At 37.3% G+C, this 23,736-nt stretch carries 20 protein-coding genes and 1 pseudogene; 19 read left to right on the top strand and 2 right to left on the bottom strand.

Annotated elements, in window-relative coordinates; translation table 11 throughout:
* Positions 1–100 precede the first annotated feature (100 nt).
* From R4Z09_RS18020 to R4Z09_RS17985, 6 genes and pseudogenes are all read left to right on the top strand, one after another.
* Positions 101–1,060 carry a sugar ABC transporter substrate-binding protein gene (locus R4Z09_RS18020; protein ID WP_338448130.1) on the top strand — a complete coding sequence of 320 codons (960 nt, stop codon included), beginning with the start codon at positions 101–103 and terminating at the stop codon, positions 1,058–1,060.
* Positions 1,061–1,200: 140 nt separating this feature from the next.
* Complete coding sequence (locus R4Z09_RS18015; RefSeq protein WP_338448129.1) at positions 1,201–1,536, top strand: hypothetical protein; 336 nt, start codon at positions 1,201–1,203, stop codon at positions 1,534–1,536.
* A 478-nt stretch (positions 1,537–2,014) separates the two neighbouring features.
* Positions 2,015–3,203: pseudogene (locus R4Z09_RS18000) on the top strand (MFS transporter).
* Positions 3,181–3,444 carry an MFS transporter gene (locus tag R4Z09_RS17995; RefSeq protein ID WP_338448126.1) on the top strand — a complete coding sequence of 88 codons (264 nt, stop codon included), beginning with the start codon at positions 3,181–3,183 and terminating at the stop codon, positions 3,442–3,444. The pseudogene R4Z09_RS18000 and the gene R4Z09_RS17995 overlap by 23 nt, the downstream one beginning before the upstream one ends.
* Before the next feature lie 373 nt (positions 3,445–3,817).
* Entirely contained in the window at positions 3,818–4,756 is a 939-nt protein-coding gene (locus R4Z09_RS17990; RefSeq protein ID WP_338448125.1) for a magnesium transporter CorA family protein, read from the top strand.
* 432 nt (positions 4,757–5,188) lie between these two features.
* Complete coding sequence (locus tag R4Z09_RS17985; protein ID WP_338448124.1) at positions 5,189–6,358, top strand: sulfite reductase subunit alpha; 1,170 nt, start codon at positions 5,189–5,191, stop codon at positions 6,356–6,358.
* Positions 6,359–6,450: 92 nt separating this feature from the next.
* Here R4Z09_RS17985 and R4Z09_RS17980 read toward each other — a convergent pair whose 3' ends face one another.
* Entirely contained in the window at positions 6,451–6,918 is a 468-nt protein-coding gene (locus R4Z09_RS17980; protein WP_338448123.1) for a MarR family transcriptional regulator, read from the bottom strand.
* 115 nt (positions 6,919–7,033) lie between these two features.
* Between R4Z09_RS17980 and R4Z09_RS17975 the strand changes: the two genes are divergently transcribed.
* The 3 genes from R4Z09_RS17975 to R4Z09_RS17965 all read left to right on the top strand — a co-directional run bounded on the left by R4Z09_RS17975 (position 7,034) and on the right by R4Z09_RS17965 (position 9,902).
* Positions 7,034–8,587, top strand: a complete 1,554-nt coding sequence (locus tag R4Z09_RS17975) for an MDR family MFS transporter (RefSeq protein ID WP_338448122.1) — start codon at positions 7,034–7,036, stop codon at positions 8,585–8,587.
* Positions 8,588–8,858: 271 nt separating this feature from the next.
* Positions 8,859–9,185 (top strand): hypothetical protein, encoded by a 327-nt coding sequence (locus R4Z09_RS17970; protein WP_338448121.1) that lies wholly within the window; start codon positions 8,859–8,861, stop codon positions 9,183–9,185.
* Between the two features lie 153 nt (positions 9,186–9,338).
* On the top strand, positions 9,339–9,902 hold the full coding sequence (locus R4Z09_RS17965) for a CBO0543 family protein (protein WP_338448120.1): 564 nt from the start codon (positions 9,339–9,341) through the stop codon (positions 9,900–9,902).
* A 95-nt stretch (positions 9,903–9,997) separates the two neighbouring features.
* On the opposite strand, the gene R4Z09_RS17960 is transcribed toward R4Z09_RS17965, so the two are convergent.
* Positions 9,998–11,212 (bottom strand): metallophosphoesterase family protein, encoded by a 1,215-nt coding sequence (locus R4Z09_RS17960; RefSeq protein ID WP_338448119.1) that lies wholly within the window; start codon positions 11,210–11,212, stop codon positions 9,998–10,000.
* Positions 11,213–11,629: 417 nt separating this feature from the next.
* Between R4Z09_RS17960 and R4Z09_RS17955 the strand changes: the two genes are divergently transcribed.
* The 10 genes from R4Z09_RS17955 to R4Z09_RS17910 all read left to right on the top strand — a co-directional run bounded on the left by R4Z09_RS17955 (position 11,630) and on the right by R4Z09_RS17910 (position 23,704).
* Positions 11,630–12,577, top strand: a complete 948-nt coding sequence (locus R4Z09_RS17955; RefSeq protein ID WP_338448118.1) for a metallophosphoesterase — start codon at positions 11,630–11,632, stop codon at positions 12,575–12,577.
* A gap of 495 nt (positions 12,578–13,072) precedes the next feature.
* Positions 13,073–15,010 carry a TRAP transporter fused permease subunit gene (locus R4Z09_RS17950; RefSeq protein WP_338448117.1) on the top strand — a complete coding sequence of 646 codons (1,938 nt, stop codon included), beginning with the start codon at positions 13,073–13,075 and terminating at the stop codon, positions 15,008–15,010.
* Between the two features lie 67 nt (positions 15,011–15,077).
* Positions 15,078–16,091, top strand: a complete 1,014-nt coding sequence (locus tag R4Z09_RS17945) for a TAXI family TRAP transporter solute-binding subunit (protein ID WP_338448116.1) — start codon at positions 15,078–15,080, stop codon at positions 16,089–16,091.
* A 131-nt stretch (positions 16,092–16,222) separates the two neighbouring features.
* Positions 16,223–17,170 (top strand): DMT family transporter, encoded by a 948-nt coding sequence (locus R4Z09_RS17940; RefSeq protein WP_338448115.1) that lies wholly within the window; start codon positions 16,223–16,225, stop codon positions 17,168–17,170.
* Positions 17,171–17,408: 238 nt separating this feature from the next.
* Positions 17,409–18,665 carry an aromatic ring-hydroxylating dioxygenase subunit alpha gene (locus tag R4Z09_RS17935; RefSeq protein ID WP_338448114.1) on the top strand — a complete coding sequence of 419 codons (1,257 nt, stop codon included), beginning with the start codon at positions 17,409–17,411 and terminating at the stop codon, positions 18,663–18,665.
* A gap of 190 nt (positions 18,666–18,855) precedes the next feature.
* Entirely contained in the window at positions 18,856–18,993 is a 138-nt protein-coding gene (locus R4Z09_RS17930; RefSeq protein WP_338448113.1) for a hypothetical protein, read from the top strand.
* A 15-nt stretch (positions 18,994–19,008) separates the two neighbouring features.
* Complete coding sequence (locus R4Z09_RS17925; RefSeq protein WP_338448112.1) at positions 19,009–19,737, top strand: class II aldolase/adducin family protein; 729 nt, start codon at positions 19,009–19,011, stop codon at positions 19,735–19,737.
* A gap of 20 nt (positions 19,738–19,757) precedes the next feature.
* Positions 19,758–20,966 (top strand): Gfo/Idh/MocA family oxidoreductase, encoded by a 1,209-nt coding sequence (locus R4Z09_RS17920; protein ID WP_338448111.1) that lies wholly within the window; start codon positions 19,758–19,760, stop codon positions 20,964–20,966.
* A gap of 51 nt (positions 20,967–21,017) precedes the next feature.
* Positions 21,018–22,664, top strand: a complete 1,647-nt coding sequence (locus tag R4Z09_RS17915; RefSeq protein WP_338448110.1) for a thiamine pyrophosphate-binding protein — start codon at positions 21,018–21,020, stop codon at positions 22,662–22,664.
* A 281-nt stretch (positions 22,665–22,945) separates the two neighbouring features.
* Entirely contained in the window at positions 22,946–23,704 is a 759-nt protein-coding gene (locus tag R4Z09_RS17910; protein WP_338448109.1) for a 3-oxoacyl-ACP reductase family protein, read from the top strand.
* Positions 23,705–23,736: the final 32 nt, after the last annotated feature.

Here is a 23,736-nt window from a genome sequence, read left to right as displayed (position 1 = left end):
TGTTGATCATTCGTGAGAAAAAGCCATTTTCTCACGAATGATCAACACTTATTGTAAGCGCACCTATTGTAGTTGTTTATTAATTAGAGGAGGTTTTCCAATGAAAAGACTATCAGTATTCATTGCATTGTTATGTACTAGTATTTTTCTAATAGTAGGTTGTAGTAATTCATCCAACGAAACAACTGCATCAGGAGAAGAAAAGTCAGGTGATTTAAAAGTACATGTGGTGTTAAAAACATTAAGTCATCCGTATTGGAAAAGTGTAGAGGCAGGAGCTAAGAAAGCAGGAGAAGATTTAGGGGTTAGTGTGGAAGTGAATGGTCCGCCATCAGAAGGTGACATAATTGATCAGGTGAATATGATGGATAATGCTATAAGCCAAGGTACGGATGCACTTATCGTCTCACCTTCTCAACCATCCACTGTTTCAAATGTATTTGATTCAGCTAAAGCAAAGGATATTCCTGTTCTGCTTGTTGACACAGATGCAGATTGGAAGGATAAAGTCACTTTTATTGGAACGGATAATTATACTGCAGGTAAAGAGGGCGGCGCCTATCTTGCTTCCCTGTTAAAAAAGGGTGACAAAGTAGCATTAGTTGAAGGAGCAAAAGGAAATCTAGCTACAGATGAGCGAATTAGAGGTGCTAAAGAGGCATTAGAAAAAGCAGGAATGAAGATTGTAGCACAACAGCCAGCAGATAGTGATAAATTTAAAGCGGCCGGTGTCATTGATGCAGTATTACAAAATCACCGCGACTTAGCAGGAGTCTTTGCAGCGAACGATGATATGGCGATTGGTGTTTTAAGTACAACAAGTCAAGCGAAATTGAATATCCCAATTGTAGGAATAAACGGAGGAGATGAAGCAACTAAATTAATTATTGAGGGGAAACTAGCTGCTTCTGTTGCCCAAAGTCCATATGATATGGGCTACATGGGTGTTGAAAATGCTGTCAAAGCTCTTAAAGGCGAGAAAGTAGAAAATCGGATTCCAACACCAATCAAAGTTGTTACAAAAGAGAATGCGAAAGAACATTTAGAAGAAATTCAATGATAAGGAAAGCAATATAAAAATTCGGCATGGCTGTGTGTGGCCATGTCGAATTTTTCTTCGTCAACAAAATGGTAAAAAGGATCTATTTAACTAGTATTATAAATAGTCTTCCAATCAAGAAGAAAAGGAGAAAGATAACGTTGAAAAAGTATAATGTAGGAATTTTAGGCTGCGGAGAAATTAGTGATATTTACTTTCAAACATGTGAAACATTTGAAATCATGCAAATAAAAGCCTGTGCTAGCCGAAATATAGAAAAGGCTAAAAAAAAGGCCGCTGAATACAATATTTCTAAAGCATGTAAGGAACGGGCAAGTTCTGAAATGGCCTATCATTCTCTTGAAGCTATGACAGGTATCGTACGATCGTCAGTTCTTGGAGAGTTTTATACTCTTAAAAGTACATGCTCAAAGCCAAGTCCAATGCCAAAGGATTTCCCTTTAAGTGAGGAACGGAGCGAAACTATTTTGAGATAAAAGTTTATCAGATTTATTGTCAAGTTAAAAACTAAACCTAAATTGTATTTCTTTATTTTTTGAAGAATGCAATTTAGGTTTTTCTATTTTTTCTGTTCTTAAATAGTGAATATTTACCAATAGTATTACTAGAATTTTAAAAAGCAAGAATATTATACTATTTTGCAAATATTCAGTAATAACATCGTTTTCATAGTTTAATAGAATATACACATGGTAGCAATAAACATTAACAATAAAGGAGACATGACGATGAGACAAAAAAATGAACTAGTTAGTGTTAAATAGATGGATTATTGTAAATGCATCCATTTTAGGGATGTGAAATAACAAGGATAGGAAATTGTAATTTGAAAATATTATTATTTTACTTCAGTTAAGAACTTAAAAATAATATTAAACTCAATAATGAAATTTTTTTGATGGTGCGAGGGATGATTCGATGGATCATTATTTTTAATAAAAGGGGGATAATAATATGAATAATTTCAATAATTTCAAGTTATCTGAAGATTATTCAGTCCAAATGGAACTCTCTAAGAAAAAGGACCCGCAAAAGTTTTTGAAATTAGTCACCATTGTATCAACTTTTGGAGGATTATTATTTGGGTATGATACAGGAGTCATTAATGGTGTACTTCCATTCATGGCTCAGCCTAATCAATTAAATCTAAATCCATTTACTGAGGGTTTAGTCGCAAGTTCTTTAGTATTGGGTCTGCTTTTGGTTCATTATTTGGCGGCCGCTTATCGGATAATAAAGGTCATCGGAAAGCTATTTTGTATCTGGCCATATTATTTTTCTTTTCTGCAGTTGGCTGCGTCATAGCTCCAAACACAACGATCATGGTTTTTTCCGTTTTCTATTGGGACTTGCTGTTGGTGGTGCATCGGTCATTGTTCCATCTTATCTTGCCGAAATGTCACCTTCAGAACGGCGTGGTAGGATGGTTACACAAAATGAATTAATGATTGTTACCGGACAGTTTCTAGCTTATGTCTTTAATGCAGTAATTGGAAATGTTTTTGGCGATACGGGGCATGTATGGCGTTACATGTTAGTGGTTGCTACATTACCAGCCGTTGCGCTTTGGCTAGGAGTCCTAATTTTACCTGAAAGCCCGCGTTGGCTGGCATCCAAGGGAAGAATGGCTGAGGCAATGAAAATACTTCAACAAATACGTAATCAGGGTATGGCTGAACAAGAATTAGATGAAATTAAAGTACGTATTTCAGAGCAGAAAAAAATGAAAAAAGCAACATTCAAAGATTTGGAGATCCCTTGGATTCGACGTATTGTGATTCTTGGTATTGGAATTGGAGCAATATCGCAATTAGTAGGGATAAACTCTATCATGTATTATGGAACACAAATTCTTCAAAATTCAGGTTTTGGAACAAAAACAGCTTTAATTGCAAATGTAGCTAACGGATTCATTTCTGTTATTGCCGTTATTGTTGGTATGTCAATTATGCACAAGGTTAATAGACGGACAATGTTCCTTACCGGTTTAATTGGTGTAACAATAGCGCTTATTTCGATTGGAATTTCGACTCTAACACTTGCCGATTCTCCTACTTCCATATATAGTCTTATCCATGACAGTACTATACTTAGCTTTCTTTCAAGGTGCGATTGGTCCGATGACATGGATGACACTATCTGAAATATTTCCTGCACGTGTACGTGGTCTAGGCATGGGAACCGCTGTATTGTTTTTATGGTTTTGCAATTTCTTAGTAGGACTATTCTTCCCTATACTTTTAAATGAAGTTGGACTTTCTGCAACATTTTTCTTATTCGCTGTGTTTGCTATTTTGGGCGTAATATTTATAGCCAAATATCTGCCTGAAACAAGAGGCTTAACATTAGAACAAATAGAGGATAACTTTAAAAGCAAAAAGTGATCGTAGTTAGATTTGGACTTTTTTGGAATGGTAAAGATTAACTTGATCATAATGAAGATAGGAAATGACGTGTGTCAGCTCACACGTTTTTTCTTATGAGCTGAGATAAACTTTTTCGAAAACAAAAGCCTGATTATCGATTCTTTTAGTTACAAACCTGGAATTATAACGTACAATATTGTAGGGTAATCATATTTTTATAGGAGAAGGAGTTGAGTTTTTATGAGTAGTCAATATGGTAATGAACCTGAACCCGATTCGAACAACAAGGAAGTCATGAATGCACCATTCCTTAAAAGTTTGAATACTGGTAAAAATTCAACTTTGTATGGCATAGATTTTTGACTTCCTCAAAATAAGAGGAGGTTTTACCATGTTAAATATTTATCTATCCAATGCGCAAGGAGCTCTACGCGAAATAGAAAACATCGAGAATGGGTGCTGGATTCATGTCATTGCACCAACTGAACAGGAAATTCGTGATTTATCCATTCAATTGGACGTACCATGTGAATTTTTAAAAGACCCGTTAGATGAAGAAGAACGGTCTAGGATTGAAAAAGACGGCGATAATATTCTTATCATCGTGAATGTTCCTTTGATGTCAATAGATGAAAATAATATACCCATATATGACACCATTCCGTTAGGGATGATTATTGCAAAAAACTGTTTTGTTACCGTTTGTTTGAAGGACAATCCAATTTTTCAAACTTTCTCAGAAGGGAAAGTAAAGAACTTTTTCACGTATAAAAGGACAAGATTTTCGTTTCAAATACTCTATTCCATGGCAACAAGCTATCTGAGGTATTTAAAACAGATTAGTAAAAAGACAGATGCCATAGAAAAAGAATTACATGAATCAATGAAAAATAAAGAGCTATTTTCTTTGCTTAATTTACAAAAAAGCTTAGTTTATTTTACAACTTCGCTAAAGTCAAACAATATTGTGATGCAGAAAATGTTGAAAAGCAATTACTTAAAGATGTATGAAGATGACCAGGAATTGTTGGAGGATGTCATCATTGAAAATCAACAAGCGATAGAGATGGCGGAGACCCATACGTCTATTTTAAGCGGAACGATGGATGCTTTCGCCTCAGTGATATCAAATAATGTCAATATCGTGATGAAATTTCTTACATCGATTACGATTATTCTTTCACTGCCTACAATGGTAGCAAGCTTTTACGGAATGAACGTTCCAATTCCCTTTCAGGAGCACAACTATTCTTTTATCATTGCAATCATCATTTCATTTATTTTATCTAGTATTACAGCAGTTATTTTTTGGAAAAAAAGGTTTTTTTAAACTTAAATTATACCCGAAGATACAGTCAATGTTACAGCACATAATTATATTTTCCCAAATGGTTCTGTTGCTTCCTTATGTACTATGGAAGCAACAGAACTTTTTAGTTTAGTTATAGTAAAATAATTTTTAGCGGGAATGATTGGTCAAAAATTCACAGACTTACCGCCTTTGAAATTAGAGGTGTATAATTTACTAAATAGCGAATACTGTATAATAAGGGCTAGGTAGAAAGGTTTATGTTGATGAAATGTGTCGGATTTTTGTCTAAAACTGAACTTTTTTATTGAGCAAAGCCGGTCAAATTTGTATAATATTATATGTTGACGAACTAGTTTTTTTATACGTATTATTTCGAATTTAACGAAAAGGCATATCGTATTTTGTCATCCTGTGTTATCCTTTGTTTATATAATTTGTTGAGGTGAGATTATGCAAAACACTGTACTAAACGCTGAAAATAAAACATCAGCAGCTTATTCAAGAACTAACCCATTCTCTGCTAAGGTTCTTAACAATATAAATCTTAACGCTGAAGGTTCTGCGAAAGAAATAAGACATATTGAGTTATCATTAGAAGGTTCAGGTTTATCTTATGAACCGGGTTACGCTCTTGGTGTTGTTCCTTCCAATGATCCTGAATTGGTTTCAGCCATTCTTGAAGAAATGAAATGGGATGCAGATACATCTGTTGTCATTAATAAGCAGGGTGAAACTCTACCATTAAAGGAAGCGTTGACATCCTACTTTGAAATTACTTTATTATCGAAAAAAATCTTACTACAAGCGTCGGAATTAACAGGAAACGAAGAATTGAAAAATTTAACATTGGCTGAAAATGCTGACCAGCTGAAAGAGTATACGAACGGACGGGATTTACTTGATATGCTCCGTGACTTCGGACCATGGAATGCATCTGCACAAGATGTTGTATCGCTATTAAGAAAAATGACTCCACGTCTTTATTCAATTGCGAGCAGTATTGCTGCGCACCCAAATGAAGTTCATTTGACAATTGGTGCTGTCCGCTACACAGCACATGGCCGTGACCGTAAAGGCGTATGCTCTGTACAAGTTGCTGAACGTATTCAAGAAGGTGATACACTTCCAGTATTTGTACAGCCAAATAAACACTTCCACCTGCCTGAAGATAAAGCTGCAGACATTATCATGGTTGGTCCTGGGACAGGCATTGCACCATTCCGTTCATTTATTGAAGAACGTGCCGTGTCACAAGCAACTGGAAGATCATGGTTATTCTTTGGCGACCAGCATGAAGCTACAGATTTCATTTACAAAGAGGAATTAGAAATGTATCAAAGGGATGGAGTTTTAACTAAGTTAGAAACTGCATGGTCCCGTGATACTGAGAAAAAAGTATACGTACAAAATAAAATGCTTGATAACAGCAAAGATTTGTTTGACTGGATTCAAAACGGAGCATACTTCTTTGTTTGCGGCGATAAGCAAAGAATGGCAAAGGATGTCCACAGTGCGCTTATTGACGTAATTGAAAAAGAAGGCGCGATGTCACGTGAAGATGCAGAAGCTTATTTAAATGATATGCAAAAGCAAGGCCGTTACCAGCGTGATGTTTACTAAGAACGAGTAAATAATATTAAAAGAGTGATTCCTTATCGGATAAATGGAATCACTCTTTTTTATTTATCTTTCCTCTTTCTTATTAAGCCTACTTATGTGCGTACTTTGTTGATTTCCTCTTCAATGATATGGGTGATATCGGTTGTAAATTGCAGGATCAATTTTAATTCTTTTTCATCATATCGTTGGCAGTATTCCTTCGTTGTTTTTGAAATCGATGAGTAGCGTGCCTTGATAAGGTCCTGCTGTTCTTTTATTGGTACGATAATCACTTTGCGGCGGTCATTGGGGTCTTTTTCTCGTTTGATAAAGCCTGCGTGTTCAAGGCGATCGAGCAGGGCCGTAACAGAGCCAGTACTCAGCCCAGTAATTTGAGAAATTTCACCGGCAGTCAGTGGCCCTGTTTCATTTAATATATCGGCTGTTTTTAAATCCGTATGTACTAACCCCATGGATTGAGCGATATTTTGTTGGAAAAGGACATTACGGGTACTGAATTTCCGCAGCTGCTGGTTAATGTCATCTAATAAATCTGCTTTTATCTTTTCATTGCTTGACATGGACATACTCTCCCTATTACACTTGAAATTATCTTGATAATCGAGATAATTGATTATCGAGTGTTTATTATTATTAAAATAAATGCATTGGCTAGAAATAGTAAAGGAGATCAAAATGGTTATTAAAGAGAATAATCAAAAGTTTATCGTTACTGGTCTATTGCTGGGTATACTCATGGCTGCTATGGATAATACAATCGTAGCCACTGCTATGGGGACGATTGTATCTGATTTAGGCGGTTTTGACAAATTTGTGTGGGTAACGTCAGCTTATATGGTTGCCACAATGGCAGGAATGCCTATTTTCGGAAAGCTTTCCGATATGTATGGAAGAAAGCGATTCTTCGTTTTTGGCTTGACCGTTTTCTTACTTGGATCTGCATTGTGCGGTCTTTCTGGGAGCATTGTTCAATTAAGTATTTTCCGTGCCATCCAGGGGATTGGCGGCGGTGCGTTGATGCCGATTGCATTTACCATTATTTTTGATATTTTCCCACCTGAAAAACGTGGGAAAATGACAGGGCTATTGGGAGCTGTTTTTGGAGCCTCTAGTGTACTCGGACCGTTATTGGGAGCATACATAACGGATTATATCAGCTGGCATTGGATTTTCTATGTCAATGTTCCAATCGGAATTGTTTCCTTATTCTTGATACTTAAATATTATAAGGAATCTCTTGAGCATCAAGAACGGAAAATCGATTGGTGGGGTGCGGCTACTTTAATCGTAGCCGTCGTCAGCCTTATGTTTGCCCTTGAATTAGGTGGCGGGGAGTATGCTTGGGATTCTATTCCAATCATTACATTATTATCTGTATTTGCAGTTTTCTTTGCAGCCTTCTTTTTCATTGAAAAAAGGGCAAAGGATCCGATCATCTCGTTCTGGCTGTTTAAGAAACGTCTGTTTGCTACATCCCAAATCCTTGCCTTCCTATATGGCGGGACGTTAATCATTTTGACTGTTTATATTCCGATTTTTGTTCAAGCCGTATATGGGGGATCGGCTACGAATGCAGGCTTTATCCTAACCCCGATGATGCTGGGGTCCGTTGTGGGAAGCGGAATAGGTGGAGCGTTTCAGACGAAAACAAGTTTCCGCAATTTAATGATTATTTCGGTTGTCGCTTATTTTCTTGGCATGATGTGCCTAAGTACACTGACACCGGAGACGAGTCGATTTTTGCTTACGCTTTATATGATAGTAGTGGGCTTCGGCATGGGATTCTCTTTTTCACTATTACCGACTGCTTCCATCCATGATCTGGATCCTCGTTACAGAGGAACCGCAAACTCGACTAACTCATTTCTTCGTTCCTTTGGGATGACTTTAGGTATTACCATTTTTGGTGCCATTCAAAGTCATGCTTTTACAGATAAACTGAAAGCAGCTTTTAGTGGAATGCAAGGAACACAAAGTGGAGCAATACCCTCTACTATGACAATGGAAGATCCGCAGCTGCTATTTCAAGCAGGTGAAAGAGCAAAAATCCCTGATTTCATTCTGGATCCAATCGTGAACGCGATGTCTGAGTCCATTACTGTTACGTTTTTACTGGCACTCATTCCAATTGCCATTTCTGCAGTATTTGTCTTCCTGATGGGCAATGCTCGGGTTCAGAATAAGAAGTCTTCCATACAGCCAAGTAAAGAAATGGCTCAAGACCATTAAGACATGATGTATTTTAATAGACAAAGTGAAAAATGAACGGTTTGGCTTCTTCGTAAAGCTAGACCGTTCTTTTTTGTTAGGAACATGAGATTTCTAAAACTTTATATAATTTTTAAACATTGTACTATTATAAAGACATGGAAAATTAATTGTTGTATAATAATTGATATAGTCTAGTTCTATTTACCTATTAATAAGATAGCGAAGTAGTTTTGACGATGTAATGAATGGCTCCAACACAATCTGAGTTTTATAAAGGGGAGAGTAATTCATGGAAATTAACGGACCAGAAAGAAGGAGTCTAGCTCAAAATATGACGCTAGAGGATTTCTTCATTCATGTGGCAACGGATATTGAACGGCAATTGAAAGAATGGGATATTGATTATGAAGTTATGGTCATGAAGCTAGAAGACTATGAATTTATTGTCAAATATCATGAAGCCTATTGTGAAATCTCTTTTTCCGAAAACATCATTAAAACTCTTCAAAGAAAAGATCCATATGAAATAGATCGAAAAATTTGGAAGGAATTACAGAACAAAGGAATTTCGATTGTGAAAGGAAAGGGAAATTATATAGATTTTATCATGTGGTAGAAACGAATGTTAAAATCGAGTTACATAAGCTGAGAATAGAGGAGGGGCATGAATGTTCATGTCCTTCTTCTTTTTTTATTGCAACAGAATTGCTGGTTGCATAACTATTTTTCATTTTCAAATACTAACAAAAAATAGTAAGGAACGATAAAGTTGAAACCAATTCAATCAGATGAAAAGTTAAAGAGTGTTAATAAGGTATACGATCAGGTTTCGACAGCGAATCAAGAATATTTTAATCTTTGGAAAAAGGATACTTTGTTTCATTGGGATTTTTGGTTATCCCTATCATTTACCATTCTGCCGATCCTATTTTGGATTAAGTTTCGAAAAAAGGAAAGTTCGAACCGACTTATATTTTCAGGGATGTTTGTTTTCATTATTGCATCATGGCTTGATTTTTTAGGAGTACAATATGGGAAGTGGTATTATACTGGAAAAGTTATTCCTTCAATCCCTTCCTATGTACCGTGGGATTGGTCTATCCTTCCTGTTTTTGTTATGACCTTAATCCAAATAAAACCAAAATTATCACCTTTCCTAAAAAGTTTGATTTTTGCAGGCGTGAGTACATGGGTAGGTGAGCCGATATTTCTATGGTTAGGTTTCTATGTAATGAAGGATTGGCATATCTATTATTCCTTCCCTGCCTATATTGTCATTTACTTAATTGCGCATAGACTAAGTAAAGTGAAAAATTTTGAACCATTAACATAGAAGGAAAGATGGTCGATTAGGAATATTTTATCTGCTATAAAGCTGGCTCTCCTGCTTCTTTTGATAAAAAGCGAAGCAGGAGAACCCTATGTTTCTTATTTTAGAATTCTGTCCAATTTTTTGTTTTCTTCAAGTGGTGCCGGGCTATCACTTTGGTCGTTTGCTGTTAAATCGATACCGTAGTCTTTTGCAAAAACCATATGGGTTTCGACAAGAACGCCTTCTTGATTTTCATCTAAATTGAATACTCTCGCACCACGCAGTCTATTTCTCTCTGCACCTGAAAGACCGTAAGTACCAAACCCGGTATTTCCGGCATAGCCTAGTAGAACTCCATAGTAATTACCATGATAGGTATTAATATGGTCGTGACCACAAAAGACCCCTTTGACATCACCACGGTCTAAAATGGCTGAGAACATGCCGCTATTGAATGGACCCGGACATTCATCTTCATTTCTTTCTCCGACAATATTGTGTTTGATCACCGCACGTTCATGTGCTGCTGCTGACCTATCGTCCACGCTTGAGAACCACATAAACCGATGTTCCCATAACGGGATATGCATAAACATAAGAGATGGGATTTTACGACCGAATTGATTCTCTAGTTTCTTAGATGTTTCATAATACCAATTTACTTGATTGCCGCGGACCCAGTCCCATGTAGGATATCCTTCAAAATCTTGACCCGCTATTGTTTCTGGAGCATATCTGCCGCTATCAAGCAGCCATAAATTAAAGGCAGCGTCACTTCCCTTCGAATTTTGAATAAGTAGATTCATATTTCCTGTTCCTGTGATCCCTTTATCACTCGGCATGTTGACATTGTGTTTGTAAGACATATAGATTTGGAGCATGTCTTCTTCATTAAGACCGCTTTTCGGTGTGGAATCTTCATCATGATTTCCGTATGTAATGGCCCATTTAATTCCTCTTTTTTCCATTGGCTGTGCAACATTGTTAATGGCTTGTCTAGTTTCTGTTGGCGTATCAGGTCCGCCAGTAATTACATCGCCATTAATGACAACAAAGTCAGGTTTTTCAGTATCAAGGACTTTATCCATTAACTCGATGGTTCTGCGGTCAATATTTTCATCGTCTTGTGTATCATTGAATTGTACGATCTTAAATTTTCCATTTGGCTGAAACTTCAGCTTTATGTTTTCGTTACTAGCAGCATATGCGGTTGTTGTAGACGTATTAAATAAATCTCCAGGCAGTCCAGTAGCTCCAAGTGTTAAGGCAAGTGTACTCATTCCGCCAATTTTAATAAATTTTCGTCTATCCACTACATCCTGATTTGTCATTTTGAAATCCTCCATTCTATAAAACTACTTTTTCATCATAATTCGACAATGAAAAGAGAGCATTGCTGAAAGATAAAGGATTTGTAAAACAATGTTAATTTGTTATTCCGATTATGAACAATATAGCATTTTAAATTCCATTTCTTTATAACTAATAAATAATTGATTTCAGTAAAAAATAGTTAATACTTTTCCTATTCAAGAGACGAATTTCTTATTGTCATTCAAAACCTAATCAGTTTAACCCAACACTTTTCTATCATTTTTCTTTACTTTTTTTGTACCACTTCATAATTAATTTACATATATCGAAAATTATATAAAGAATTTATAGATATAGTAGAATCGATAACATTCTAGAAAAACTGGCTACCATGAAAGACGAGTATGTATTGACAAGGGAAAGGAGAAAATTATATGGTCACAAATCTAAAGGGAAAAAGAGGATTTAGAAAGAAGTTAAGGTGTCTTACAGCAGCTGCTGCACTTGGGATTACTTTAACAGCCTTAGGTCCAATTGGATCGGCCTCAGCAAAAAGTGAAGAAAAACCAAAAATTGAATTTGGTATTGTACCGGATGCTCAATATTGCGATTGTGATACGAGTGGTATCCGTTATTATCGAAATTCACTGGACAAGCTTGCAGAGGCAGCACAAACATTTAACGAGGAGGATGTTGATTTCACCATTCAAACTGGCGATTTAATCGATCGCAATCTCTCTAGTTTCGAAACAATTCTTCCAATCTACAATAGGATAGAAGGTCCGAAATATCATGTTCTTGGCAATCACGATTTTCCTGTGACAACCGACCAGGTTGTTGACATTCTTGGTATGCCAAATCAATACTATGATTTTAAATATAAAAACTGGCGCTTTGTCGTACTTGATACAAATGACCTTAGCCTTTACGCTAATCCTGCAGGCTCTGAAAAATACCAACAAGCACAAGTCATGTACAATTCATTAAAGGCTGCTAATGCTATCAATGCCCAAACCTGGAATGGCGGAGTTAGCAATGAACAGTTAACCTGGCTTCACGGCGTCCTTGAAAGAGCAAAACAAACACAAGAAAAGGTCGTTGTTATCTCACATATGCCAGTCTATCCTGCAAATGAGCACAATGTTTGGAATTCTGAAGCAGTTATAAAAGAATTAGAAGCAGCCGGCAATGTTGTGGCTTATTTCAATGGCCATAATCATGCAGGGAATTATGGAGTGAAAAATGGAATCCATTATGTAAACCTAAAAGGGATGGTAGATACTGCTAATACGAATTCCTACTCAATCGTTCGTGTTTTTAAAGACCGAATAGAAGTTGATGGATATGGACGTGAAGCTGATCGTGTGTTAACAATCCAATAGATAAATGTAACTTATCCATTCATGATGAAGTCCCTCTGACATGATAGAGGGACTATTTGTATTGTTTACCGTTTCATTTCAAAATCAAACAATCGAAGCAGACTATTATATTGATTCCTTTAGAAATTTTTTGCCTATTCTTGAACAAAAAAATATTTTATAAACCAGGATTTTGATAAGGGACATGGAACAAGATTAAGATAATATCGAACGAACTCATAAAATAGAACTTTCAAAGCCGTTCTCTCTACGAAGGAGAACGGCTCTTTAAGCTTTCAATTGAAAAGTATACATTTCACTAAAACATGGTCTGAAATTTCCAATATACAAGCAAAGGTCATAAATAATACTATATAGATAGTGTTAAATTCGTTATTTGTAATAGTACATAAGTTATCTTATAATCTAAATAAATTAAGAATTTTCTTAATGTTTAGTTAATAACAAAAAAATATTAAGAAAATTAATAAATACTATTAAATTAGGAGGCTGCAAATGAAAGAAATAATTGGATCATTGTTCAGTACAGGTTCTATTAGGGAGCCTGAGGGATGGCTAAGAAAGTTTTTGCTATTGCTGATAATTGGAATTACTATATTCCAATTCTATGTAATATTATTCTCAGCAATGGATCCATTCCTACATAACTCTATTTTCATAACCTTCATGTTAGCGATTACGTTCCTGGTGTTTTCTTTTAATGGAACAAAGAAGGGAAATAAAGTCCCGATATACGACATTTCCATTTCATTCGTACTAATCGGCATCGGCGTATTTATGATGGCAAATTCTGAGCGTTTTCTTACACGCTGGCCTTTGGCAGATCCATTAACTACAATGGAAATTATTGTTGGTTCGATCATGCTAATGATTGTTTTTGAGGTTACTAGAAGAACCTTAGGATTTGGTATGTTAGTCATTGTAAGCGTTTTAGTTCTATATGCTTTTTTTGGACATTTAATCAAGGGTGGGTTTGGTCACGAACAATATAACGTTATGCAATTTGTTGATCAAATGGTTTATACCGTTAATGGCGTTTATGGTTCAATTGCGAGTGTTGCTGCCACATATGTTTTCTTTTTTGTCCTCTTTGGAAATTTATTTAATGCATCGGGCGGCGGAAACTTCTTCTATGCATTATCAAAGGCTGTAACTGGACGTGTTGCTGGAGGTCCAGCTAAGGTTGCTGTAATTTCCAGTGGTTTGTATGGTTCTATTTCTGGAAGTCCAACAGCAGATGTTGCGACAACAGGATCTTTTACGATACCATCTATGAAAAAAGTCGGTTACTCCCCAGTTTATGCGGGTGCGATTGAAGCTACTGCTGCAACGGGAGGAAGTATCTTGCCGCCTGTAATGGGATCGGCTGCTTTCTTAATGGCTGAAATGACAGGTATTTCCTATTCTACTATCGCGATGGCAGCCTTAATTCCAGGGTTATTATACTATTTGGCAATTTTTTGTCAGGTTCATTTCCAGGCGAAAAAGTTGAAAATGGCAGGCTATGGCGATGAGACGATACCAACTGTTAAGGGTGTTATGAAGGAAATGGGACAATTTATGATTCCGATTCTTGTCCTAGTTATCACACTTGAACAAGGCTTAACCCCTGTAATGGGTGCGATTCTTGCATCTGTAGCTACTATTATTGTTAGTTACTTTAAAAAAGAAACTAGATTAACGCCAAAAAAGTTATTCCAAACGATGATTGAAACGACAACAAGAATCTCTCCATTAGTTGCTGTATGTGCTGCTGCAGGTGTAGTAGCTGGTATCATTCAAGTCACTGGTTTGGGAGGGAAATTCTCTAGTCTTATTCATGCAGCGTCCGGCGGAAGTATCTTTATGACAATGCTGGTCACAATGCTTGTATGTATTATATTCGGAATGGGGATGCCTACTCCAGCTGCGTATGTTCTAACGGCTGTATTAGCTGCACCAATTATGATTGAAGTTGGAATTGATCTGATGCAGGCACATATGTTTATTCTCTATTATGCTTGTTTATCAGCTATCACACCTCCTGTTGCTGTTGCTGCCTATGCAGCCGCTGCAATAGCAGATGCGAATCCAATGAAAATAGGCTTCCTGGCCTGTCGATTAGGATTGGTTGCGTTTATCATTCCATTTATGTTTGTGTACGATCCATCTTTATTGTTAATTGGTTCGACAACTTCTATTATCATTGCGATCATTACAGCCACCATTGGCGTCATCACCTTAGCAGCAGGATTAGAGGGATGGTTTGGGGTAAAGCTGAAAAAATGGGAACAATTGATCCTTATTATTAGCGGAATTCTATTAATCTATCCAAATATTTTGTCCAGCATTATTGGATTAATTGGAGTTGGTTTAGTATTAGTCCCTAAAATTCCGGCATTTGTAAAAGATTTTAAAGGGCAAAATATCCAACTAGAGCAAGCTGCTGAGTAAAAGATAACAAACTTTTAATGCGCTCTAAAGTTCTATTAAAAAATAGTCAAATTATAGGGGGAAAAAAATGAAGAAACTCGTAAAAGGATTAGCCATTCTTTCAACGTCGATCATGCTGCTTGCAGGCTGTGGCGGGGAAAAAACCGAAAAAAGTACGGCGCAGGCTGATAGCAAAAGTAGTGAGATGAAAGTAACGATTGCCGGCGGTTCAGCAGGCGGCTTGTGGAGTACAATTGGGGAGGGTATTGGAGAAACCCTTAAAAGACAGTATCCAGGAACGACATTTACGTATCAGCCGGGACAAGATGGAGCAAACATTATGACTGTTACATCAGGACAAGCCGATTTTGGAATTGTCAGTGCTGCTGCTGCAAAATGGGCTTATAATGGGGAAAAACCATATTCTTCAAAAATAGATAAAGTAAGAACCGTTGCATTCCTGCATCCAATGCCATATCACTTCACCGTTAGTGAAGATTCAGGAATCAATTCTATTGAGCAAATCGGTGAGGAAAAAATTCCGGCTGTTTTAGCTGTGAATACAAAAGATTCACCAATGGAAATCTCAAATCGCATCGTTTTTGATGCATACGGTACCAATTATAAGGAAATAGAAAAAAATGGTGGAAAAATCCAGTATACAGCGGTCTCAAAAGCAAATGATCAAATAAAAGACAATAAAATGGATGGTTCTGTTTCTCCGCTTCCTACACCAGCAGGAAATCTTATGGAATTAAATTCTAGCAAGGCAATTAAAGTTCTTCCGCTTTCTGATAATGCCATTAAACATTTGGAAAAAGAATTAGATGCTAAGCCATATACAATAAAGGCTGGTACGTATCCATTTGTGAAAGAAGATATTCCAACTGTGTCTATTGATACAATCCTTGTAACAAGTTCAGATGTTCCAGATGAGGTAGTATACAACCTTACAAAGGCAATGTATGAAAATCTTGACTATCTTTACACAGTTCATCAATCCTTTGAAGCAATGACAGAAGAAACCATTGCTGAAGTATCTGGGGCACCTTTACACCCAGGTGCAGAAAAATTTTATAAAGAAGTAGGGATATTGAAATAAAGTTTCTTCATTGGAATAAATTTGATTGGATGGCAGTCAATAGAAAAAGCAATGTCATCCTCTCCTTTTTGTTTCATGATAAGAAAGGAGGAGTATACGGAGAATAAGGAAAGGAACAGGAGGAAATAGGTATGGGTGAACTTTTAGCTATCTTTGCTTTAGTTTTGTTCTCCAGCAATATTATTATCACAAAAATAGCTTCAACAAAGGTAAATATGAATTTAGGCTTTCTCATTTCAGTTGGAATGAATATATTTTTTGGCTCTTTGCTGTTATCAGTACAACTCTTATTTTTCAGACAAGATCAAATGGAATGGAATACAATGGGATTTTTCCTTTTTTTGCTGGGAGGAGTATTTAGCACATATTTGGGACGCTGGTTTTTCTTTGAAACGATTGATAAATTCGGACCCACAAGGGCAAGTGCCTTCCAAACCAGTAATCCATTATTTACGGCAATCATTGCTTGGTTGTTTCTCGGTGAAATTTTACATTGGATCGATGTTTCCGCTATTATTCTCATTCTTTTTGGTTTGTTTTTAGTTTCCTATGTACCGCAAGCAGCCGCTAAACAGGAAGCCGCTGCGGGGAGGGAACAGCTAGCATCTAAGAATCAGCTGAAGCAGGTAGTATCGATCAAGTGGCTTATTCAATCTGGAATATTGCTTGCATTTCTAAGTTCACTATCCTATGCACTTGGGAATATTGTCAGAGGGGTTGCTATTCAAAGCTGGCAAGAGCCTATACTAGGAGGAGTTCTTGGAGCGTTTGCCGGATTTGTTTTACATACCATTACAAACAAGCACACACGTCATTTTTTAACAGAGATGAAGAAGGCAAATCCGTTAGGGGTAACTTTGTTTGCTGTAAGCGGCTGTATTACGATTACAGCACAAATATTAGTGATTGCGTCGATGCATTATATACCGATTTCGATTGCCAATCTTATTACACTTTCAACACCAGTTTTGGTTACACCTTTAAGTTATTTTCTTTTCAAGAATCAGGAGAAGGTTACGTACATCACAATTGTAGGTATAATTCTCGTATTATGTGGAATTACGTTAATCATTTTATAGTCGAAAAATTTTTACCTGCCTAAAGTTATAAATGATTATTTATACAAAGGTATTAAAATACTGATTAGAATTATAACAACTTATAATTTATACTATAAATAAGTTAATAAAGCGCTTTAAGTTTTGAGGGGATCCTTTCAAAAGATGAAAATGAATTAGTAATAAAATAAGTATAAATAACTGAAAATTAAATGTTTTTCTAATTTTAAAAAATAATTGATAAAGAGGGGGATTTCATATGTTAACTCAAGAACAAAACAAAGCATTGACACAAGTTGGTTCAGGTACACCGATGGGGGAATTATTAAGAAGATATTGGCATCCGATTGCAGCAAGTACAGAAGTAGAAAAAATTGGAACAACGAAAAAAGTGAAGTTATTGGGAGAAGAGCTTGTCCTATTCCGCGATAAATCAAATAACTTGGGATTAGTTGGAGACAAATGTGCCCATAGAGGCGTATCACTTGAATATGGTTTTCCAACAGAATGCGGAATCCGTTGTCAATATCACGGCTGGCTATATGATCGATTAGGTCAGTGTACGGACCAGCCAAATGAACCCGAGACAAGTAATTTCAAAAATAAAATTAAAATTGCCGGCTATGAAGTAAGGGAAGTAGGAGGCTTAGTGTTTGCTTACATGGGACCTGCTCCTGCACCAGAGCTGCCAAAATGGGATTTATTTGTGAAGGATAATGTGATTCGTACAATTGGATTTGCTGAAATCCCTTGTAATTGGCTGCAAATCATGGAAAACTCCTTAGATCCAACCCACTTAGAATGGCTGCACGGACATTATTTCGAGCATGTTTTCGAACAGCAGGGAAGACCGCAAGATGAATGGAAAATCACAAAGCACCACTTAAAAATCGGTTTTGACGAATTTGATTGGGGAATTATTAAAAGACGTGTGTTAGAAGGACAAACGGAAGAAAATGAAGATTGGGCTATCGGCCATCCAATCGTATTTCCAACCATGCTTCGTGTAGGTGACAGCGGCGCGCATTCGTTCCAAATCCGCGTTCCAATGGATGATGAGACAACATTGCATTTCTGGTATACATGCTTTGTTCCAAAAGAAGGCGTAAAGGTGCCGGAGAACTATCCAATTTCTTTATACGAGTGTCCTATTACGGATGAAAATGGAAAGTATGTCGTTGATTATATAGACGGACAGGATATGATGGCATGGATTACTCAAGGCCGGATTGCTGACCGAACAACAGAAAGACTAGGAACTTCAGATAAAGGGATTATCATGTTTCGACGAATGCTTCAAAGAGAATTGAAGAAGATGGAAAATGGGGAAGATCCAAAATGCGTCATTCGTGATCCGGAAATAAATAATAATATTGAACTTCCACAAGAAGAAAACAAATTTAGTGAGGGCGGGTTACTTTCAGGAGTTGCAAAAGATTGGAATACACGTTATGCACCAAATCTAGATGAAATTATTGATATTTGTAAAGGCGGGAAGGTTCTTTCTAACCTATAAGAATGAGAGAAGAGGCTGCCAGAATGGGGATGTTAGACAATACAATTCCATAATATATGACTTTCGTTTTGGAATAGTGATTGTTATTGGGCACGCCTCTTCTTATCTATCAAAGGAGTGAGTCACCGTGGCTGTGAATGAAAAGTACGAAATAAAACCAAAATTTTGTCCAAATTGTGGAGAATCTTTGATGAATTCTAAGAGTCTATTAAATGAATATTGGGTGTCAGACGACATTGCTTATTTTTGTTATTGCAGTGAATGTTCTTGGACAGGAGAAATTGTAGAAATTAGCCGTGTTATTGCACCAGAGCTGGCAAGCAGTTAATAAGGAGGGGTATGAATGACAGAGTCATTAGCAGAACTAAGAGAGAAGGTAGCACTTTCATGCAGAATTTTAGCAATGGAAGGCCTTGTTGATGAAACATTGGGTCATGTCAGTGCAAGAATTCCCGGTACAAATGAGATGTTGATCCGCTGCAGAGGGGAAGAGGAAAACGGAGTCCGATATACGACTGTTGATGCGATTAGAAGAGTTGATTTTGATGGGAACGGTGAAGATCTACAAGGAATCTACCAGGTTCCAAAAGAGTTATCCATACACGGAGAAGTCATGAAAGCTAGACCGGATGTGGGTTGTGTGATTCATGCCCATCCACCTGCTGCGTTAATCAGCGGAATTACAAACCTTCCATTACGGCCGATCTTTGGCGCGTTTAATATTCCTGCTATGCGGATGGCTTTAGAGGGTGTTCCTGTTTTTCCAAGATCTTACCTTGTCACAAGACCTGAATTAGCGGCACCTTTACTGGAAAAAATGGGAGATAAGCATATATGTTTAATGAAAGGACATGGCATTACGGCTACAGGGGCAACCATTGAAGAAGCAACCATTAATGCCTTGAATTTTAATACATTAGCGAAAATCACATTGGAAGTGGCGAAAACTGGAAGGGAAGCTGAACCTATTTCTGAAGAAGATATTGCAGAACTCCCTGATCTTGGTACAAAGTTTAATGCTAAGTGGGTTTGGCGTTATTATGTGAAAAAGTTACAAGAATCAGAAAAGTAAGCAGAGAGAGGGGTTTGGAGATGCCGAATCAAGAAAGAATCATCAATATAGGAATTGTAGGACTCGGTATTGCTGGTACATCCATGATACCAGCGATCCTTGAGCATCCGCATGTTAGACTTGCAGGAGTGGCTACTAGAAATAAAGAAAGATTAGAAAAGTTTGCTAAAGATTATCAAGCTGAAACCTATTTTACGATAGATGAATTATGTAAAAGCAAATCGATCGATGCCATCTATATCGCGACACCAACTGAATTTCATAAAGATCATGTAAAAATTGCTGCTGAAGCAAAAAAACATATTATCGTTGAAAAACCATTAGCCGTTACTCTTGAAGAGGCAGACGAAATGATTAGGGCAGCAGAAGAAAATGGCGTCCAGCTGATTGTCGGTCATTCACATAGTTTCGAGCCTCCGATTCAAAAAATGAGAGAAATTATTGAAAGCGGGGAACTTGGGAGAGTTACGATGATTCACAATTGGTATTACAATGATTGGCTGTACCGTCCGCGAACACCTGAAGAGCTTCAAACAGAGCTTGGCGGCGGTGTTACGTACCGGCAGGGTGCCCACCAATTTGATATTATCCGGCTGCTGGGCGGAGGCAAAGTAAGAAGTGTCCGTGCTGTAACAGGGGTATGTGATCCAGCAAGACCAACGGAAGGGAATCATACGGTCTTTTTAGAATTTGAAAATGGCATTGCCGCAACAGCTGTCTATAATGGCTATGATCATTTCCATACGACAGAATTGACCTTTGATATTGGAGAAGGCGGGCCGCTGCAAAAAGCTACCCAATATGCTGCATCCCGAAGAGCAATCAAAGAAACCGGGTCGCAAAGTCAGGAGGCTGCATTAAAGGCTGAAGCCGGCTATGGTGGAAAACGGACGAAAAATTATGATGGAGCGGAAAAACATCATCCTTTCTTCGGCTTAACGATTGTCAGCTGTGAAAAAGGTGTGATCCGTCAGCACCCGGACGGATTACTTATATATGGGGAAGATAAGAAATATGTGGTTCCGATTTCGAAAAAAGAAACGGGACGGTTAAATGTGCTGGATGAGCTGTATCGGGCCGTTTTGAAACAGGAAAAGCCGGTCCATGACGGACATTGGGCGAGAGCGAATTTAGAGGTATGTATTAAAGCATTGCAATCTTCGAAAGAAAGAAAAGAATTACTTTTACAATATCAAGTGCCAGTTGTTGATAAAGCTGCCGTTAATTAAAAAGGTGATTACAGCTAGCATAATTAATGGAAGAAGGAGGGGAGAGATTCCATGAATGGAGCACAAGCGGTTATCGAGACGTTAAAACGGGAAGGGGTAAAGTATATTTTTGGTCTGCCCGGGACAACCATTATGCATTTACTTGATGCGTTATATGATGAAAAAGAGATTCGCTATATTTCCGTTCGTCATGAACAGATAGCGGCCTTTATGGCAGATGGTTTTGCAAGATCAACAGGAGAGATTGGGGTATGCATGGCTTCTAGAGGTCCGGGAGCTGCCAATTTAACCATTGGAGTACATAATGCGTATGCTGAGTCAGTTCCTGTAATGGCTTTACTTGGACAGGTTTCCGAAAGTGTTTATTATAAAGATGCGTTTGAAGAAATGGATTTGGTCAAGTTTTTTGAACCAATTACGAAATGGTCAATGGAGATTCACCAAACAGAAAGGATTCCGGAATTGTTACAAAGGGGAGTAAAAACCGCGCTTTCTGGAAGACCTAGACCTGTTGCCGTCTCTTTACCGTTAGATGTTCAAATAAAAGAAGTGGCGGAATTTTCATATCGGCCTGTTTATCGGACAGATTCTCGTGTTATCGATCTTAATAGAATTCCAGAAGCAGCTAATTTACTAGAAATGGCAAAAAATCCTGTCATTTTAGCAGGTGGAGGAGTCGCCATTTCAAATGCAACAGAAGAGCTGGTTCAATTGGCAGAACAACTATCCATCCCTGTTGTGACTACTTGGAGAAAGCCAAATGTGTTTCCAAATGATCATGAACTCTATTTTGGAAATGTTGGACCGGGATGCCCGCCTGTGTGCTGGGAAATGCTTGAAAAGGCAGACTTGGTATTAGCAGTTGGTGTTCATTTTTCTGAATTTTCAACAAAGAGATGGACTGCTATATCAGTCGATGCCAAATTAATTCATATAGATGTAGACGAGGAGGAATTAGGGAAGATTTACGTCCCTGATGTTGGTCTACTAGGTGATGCAAGGGAAACAATACGGAACATCATTGATCAACTAGGTCCTGTCAAAGGTAAGATTCAAAATCGTGAATTGTATCAGGGTCTCTATCCTAAATATACTCATGAGACAACTTTACCTATCCCATCAAACGTTTCTCCAGTTGAATCTTCAGCTGTTATGACTGTCGTTAATGAGATCGTTAAGGAGAAGAATCCGATCATTGTTGAGGATGCTGCTACGTTTGGGCCTTGGCTGACTCGGTTCGGAAAATTTCAGCCCGGTGGCTTTTATGCAGCAGCTGGAGGGTCGATGGGCTGGGGATTCCCAGCAGCTATGGGGATCCAATTAGCAAATCCTGATCGTGTAGTTATCAATATTACTGGTGATGGTGCATTCTGGATGGTTGCGCAAGATCTAGAGACAGCTGTTCGGGAAAACATTCCGGTAATCAATCTCGTATTAAATAACTTTTGTTATGGGAATACTCGCGACCGGCAAAAGACGGCCCATGATGAAAGATATGTAGGCATTCACTATAACAATATCGATTTTGCAGCATATGCCGAATTATTAGGGGCCTATGGTGAAAGAGTGGAATCGTCTGAACAGCTTTATGAAGCCATAATTCGTGCTATTTCATCTGGAAAGCCGGCCATTATTGACGTAATCCAAGATCCGTTTGAAGGTCTCCCTCCTGGAGCGGTTCCTGCTGTCTCAAAATAGAATATTAAATTATAAAGAATTTCTTAACTAATAACCATAAACACCTCATTCTTGAATGCAATTGTGTAGAAGTGCTAAGAGTGGGGTGTTTTTTTAATAATTTTTAATGGATTTCAGGGGATTAAAAAGCTCGATGGTTATATACAATCCTTTATGCCTATACCACAAAAGAATTATTTGATTAATCAGATTAAAATAAATATACTTTAAATTAGTTTAAATATTCTAAAAATTCAAAATGAGGATAAGTATCTTTTTACTTTAGGCTGAGGGGGAAAATAATGAAATTAAAAGAAAAGGTTGCTATTATAACTGGCGCAGGACAGGGAATTGGGCGTGAATATGCACGACGGTTGGCCAAAGAAGGTGCTCACGTAATAGTTGCTGACTTAAATATGGACAAGGCAATTCAAGTTGCTAATGAAATCAAAGAATTAAACTTAAAAGCTTCAGCCATACAAGTTGATGTTTCAAATGAACAAAGTACAATCGATATGGCAAAGCAAATAGAAAAACAATATGGAAAAATTGATATTTTAATTAATAATGCAGCCATTTTTTCAACAATTAAGATGAAAAAAATGGAAGAAATTAGCGGTGGTGAATGGGATTCTGTTCTAGATGTAAATTTAAAGGGGATTTTTCTATGCTGTAAGGCCGTTGTACCAATAATGAAAAAACAAAATTATGGGAGAATCATAAATATTTCATCAGCAGCGGTTTATCTCGGACGTCCAGATTATATTCATTATGTCGCTTCTAAAGCAGGTGTTTTAGGATTCACTGGTGCACTTTCACGAGAAATTGGTGAATTTAACATTACGGTTAACTCAATAACCCCTGGTCCTACATATACGGAAATTCCTAGAGAAACCGTTAGTGAAATTCAAAAAAAGGAATTGTTGAAAATACAATCTATAAAAAAGCTGCAAGAGCCTTCAGATTTAAGCGGTGTGGTGGTTTTTCTTTGTACAGATGATGCAAGTTTTATCACAGGTCAAACCTTTAATGTAGACGGCGGTATGACTGTACGTTTATAAAGAAAAATGTTAATTAAGGTTCGACAAGATGG

This window comes from Niallia oryzisoli (assembly GCF_036670025.1).
GTDB classification, from domain to species: domain Bacteria; phylum Bacillota; class Bacilli; order Bacillales; family Cytobacillaceae; genus Bacillus_BD; species Bacillus_BD oryzisoli.
This window is presented reverse-complemented; position numbering and strand designations above follow the sequence as displayed.

Bases quoted from the DNA above. Each gene is read 5' to 3' on its own strand.
- R4Z09_RS18020 (WP_338448130.1), top strand. From the start codon at position 101: ATGAAAAGACTATCAGTATTCATTGCATTGTTATGTACTAGTATTTTT.
- R4Z09_RS17995 (WP_338448126.1), top strand. From the start codon at position 3,181: ATGACATGGATGACACTATCTGAAATATTTCCTGCACGTGTACGTGGT.
- R4Z09_RS17990 (WP_338448125.1), top strand. From the start codon at position 3,818: ATGTTAAATATTTATCTATCCAATGCGCAAGGAGCTCTACGCGAAATA.
- R4Z09_RS17985 (WP_338448124.1), top strand. From the start codon at position 5,189: ATGCAAAACACTGTACTAAACGCTGAAAATAAAACATCAGCAGCTTAT.
- R4Z09_RS17980 (WP_338448123.1), bottom strand. From the start codon at position 6,918: ATGTCAAGCAATGAAAAGATAAAAGCAGATTTATTAGATGACATTAAC.
- R4Z09_RS17975 (WP_338448122.1), top strand. From the start codon at position 7,034: ATGGTTATTAAAGAGAATAATCAAAAGTTTATCGTTACTGGTCTATTG.
- R4Z09_RS17970 (WP_338448121.1), top strand. From the start codon at position 8,859: ATGGAAATTAACGGACCAGAAAGAAGGAGTCTAGCTCAAAATATGACG.
- R4Z09_RS17960 (WP_338448119.1), bottom strand. From the start codon at position 11,212: ATGACAAATCAGGATGTAGTGGATAGACGAAAATTTATTAAAATTGGC.
- R4Z09_RS17955 (WP_338448118.1), top strand. From the start codon at position 11,630: ATGGTCACAAATCTAAAGGGAAAAAGAGGATTTAGAAAGAAGTTAAGG.
- R4Z09_RS17950 (WP_338448117.1), top strand. From the start codon at position 13,073: ATGAAAGAAATAATTGGATCATTGTTCAGTACAGGTTCTATTAGGGAG.
- R4Z09_RS17945 (WP_338448116.1), top strand. From the start codon at position 15,078: ATGAAGAAACTCGTAAAAGGATTAGCCATTCTTTCAACGTCGATCATG.
- R4Z09_RS17940 (WP_338448115.1), top strand. From the start codon at position 16,223: ATGGGTGAACTTTTAGCTATCTTTGCTTTAGTTTTGTTCTCCAGCAAT.
- R4Z09_RS17935 (WP_338448114.1), top strand. From the start codon at position 17,409: ATGTTAACTCAAGAACAAAACAAAGCATTGACACAAGTTGGTTCAGGT.
- R4Z09_RS17930 (WP_338448113.1), top strand. From the start codon at position 18,856: ATGAATTCTAAGAGTCTATTAAATGAATATTGGGTGTCAGACGACATT.
- R4Z09_RS17925 (WP_338448112.1), top strand. From the start codon at position 19,009: ATGACAGAGTCATTAGCAGAACTAAGAGAGAAGGTAGCACTTTCATGC.
- R4Z09_RS17920 (WP_338448111.1), top strand. From the start codon at position 19,758: ATGCCGAATCAAGAAAGAATCATCAATATAGGAATTGTAGGACTCGGT.
- R4Z09_RS17915 (WP_338448110.1), top strand. From the start codon at position 21,018: ATGAATGGAGCACAAGCGGTTATCGAGACGTTAAAACGGGAAGGGGTA.
- R4Z09_RS17910 (WP_338448109.1), top strand. From the start codon at position 22,946: ATGAAATTAAAAGAAAAGGTTGCTATTATAACTGGCGCAGGACAGGGA.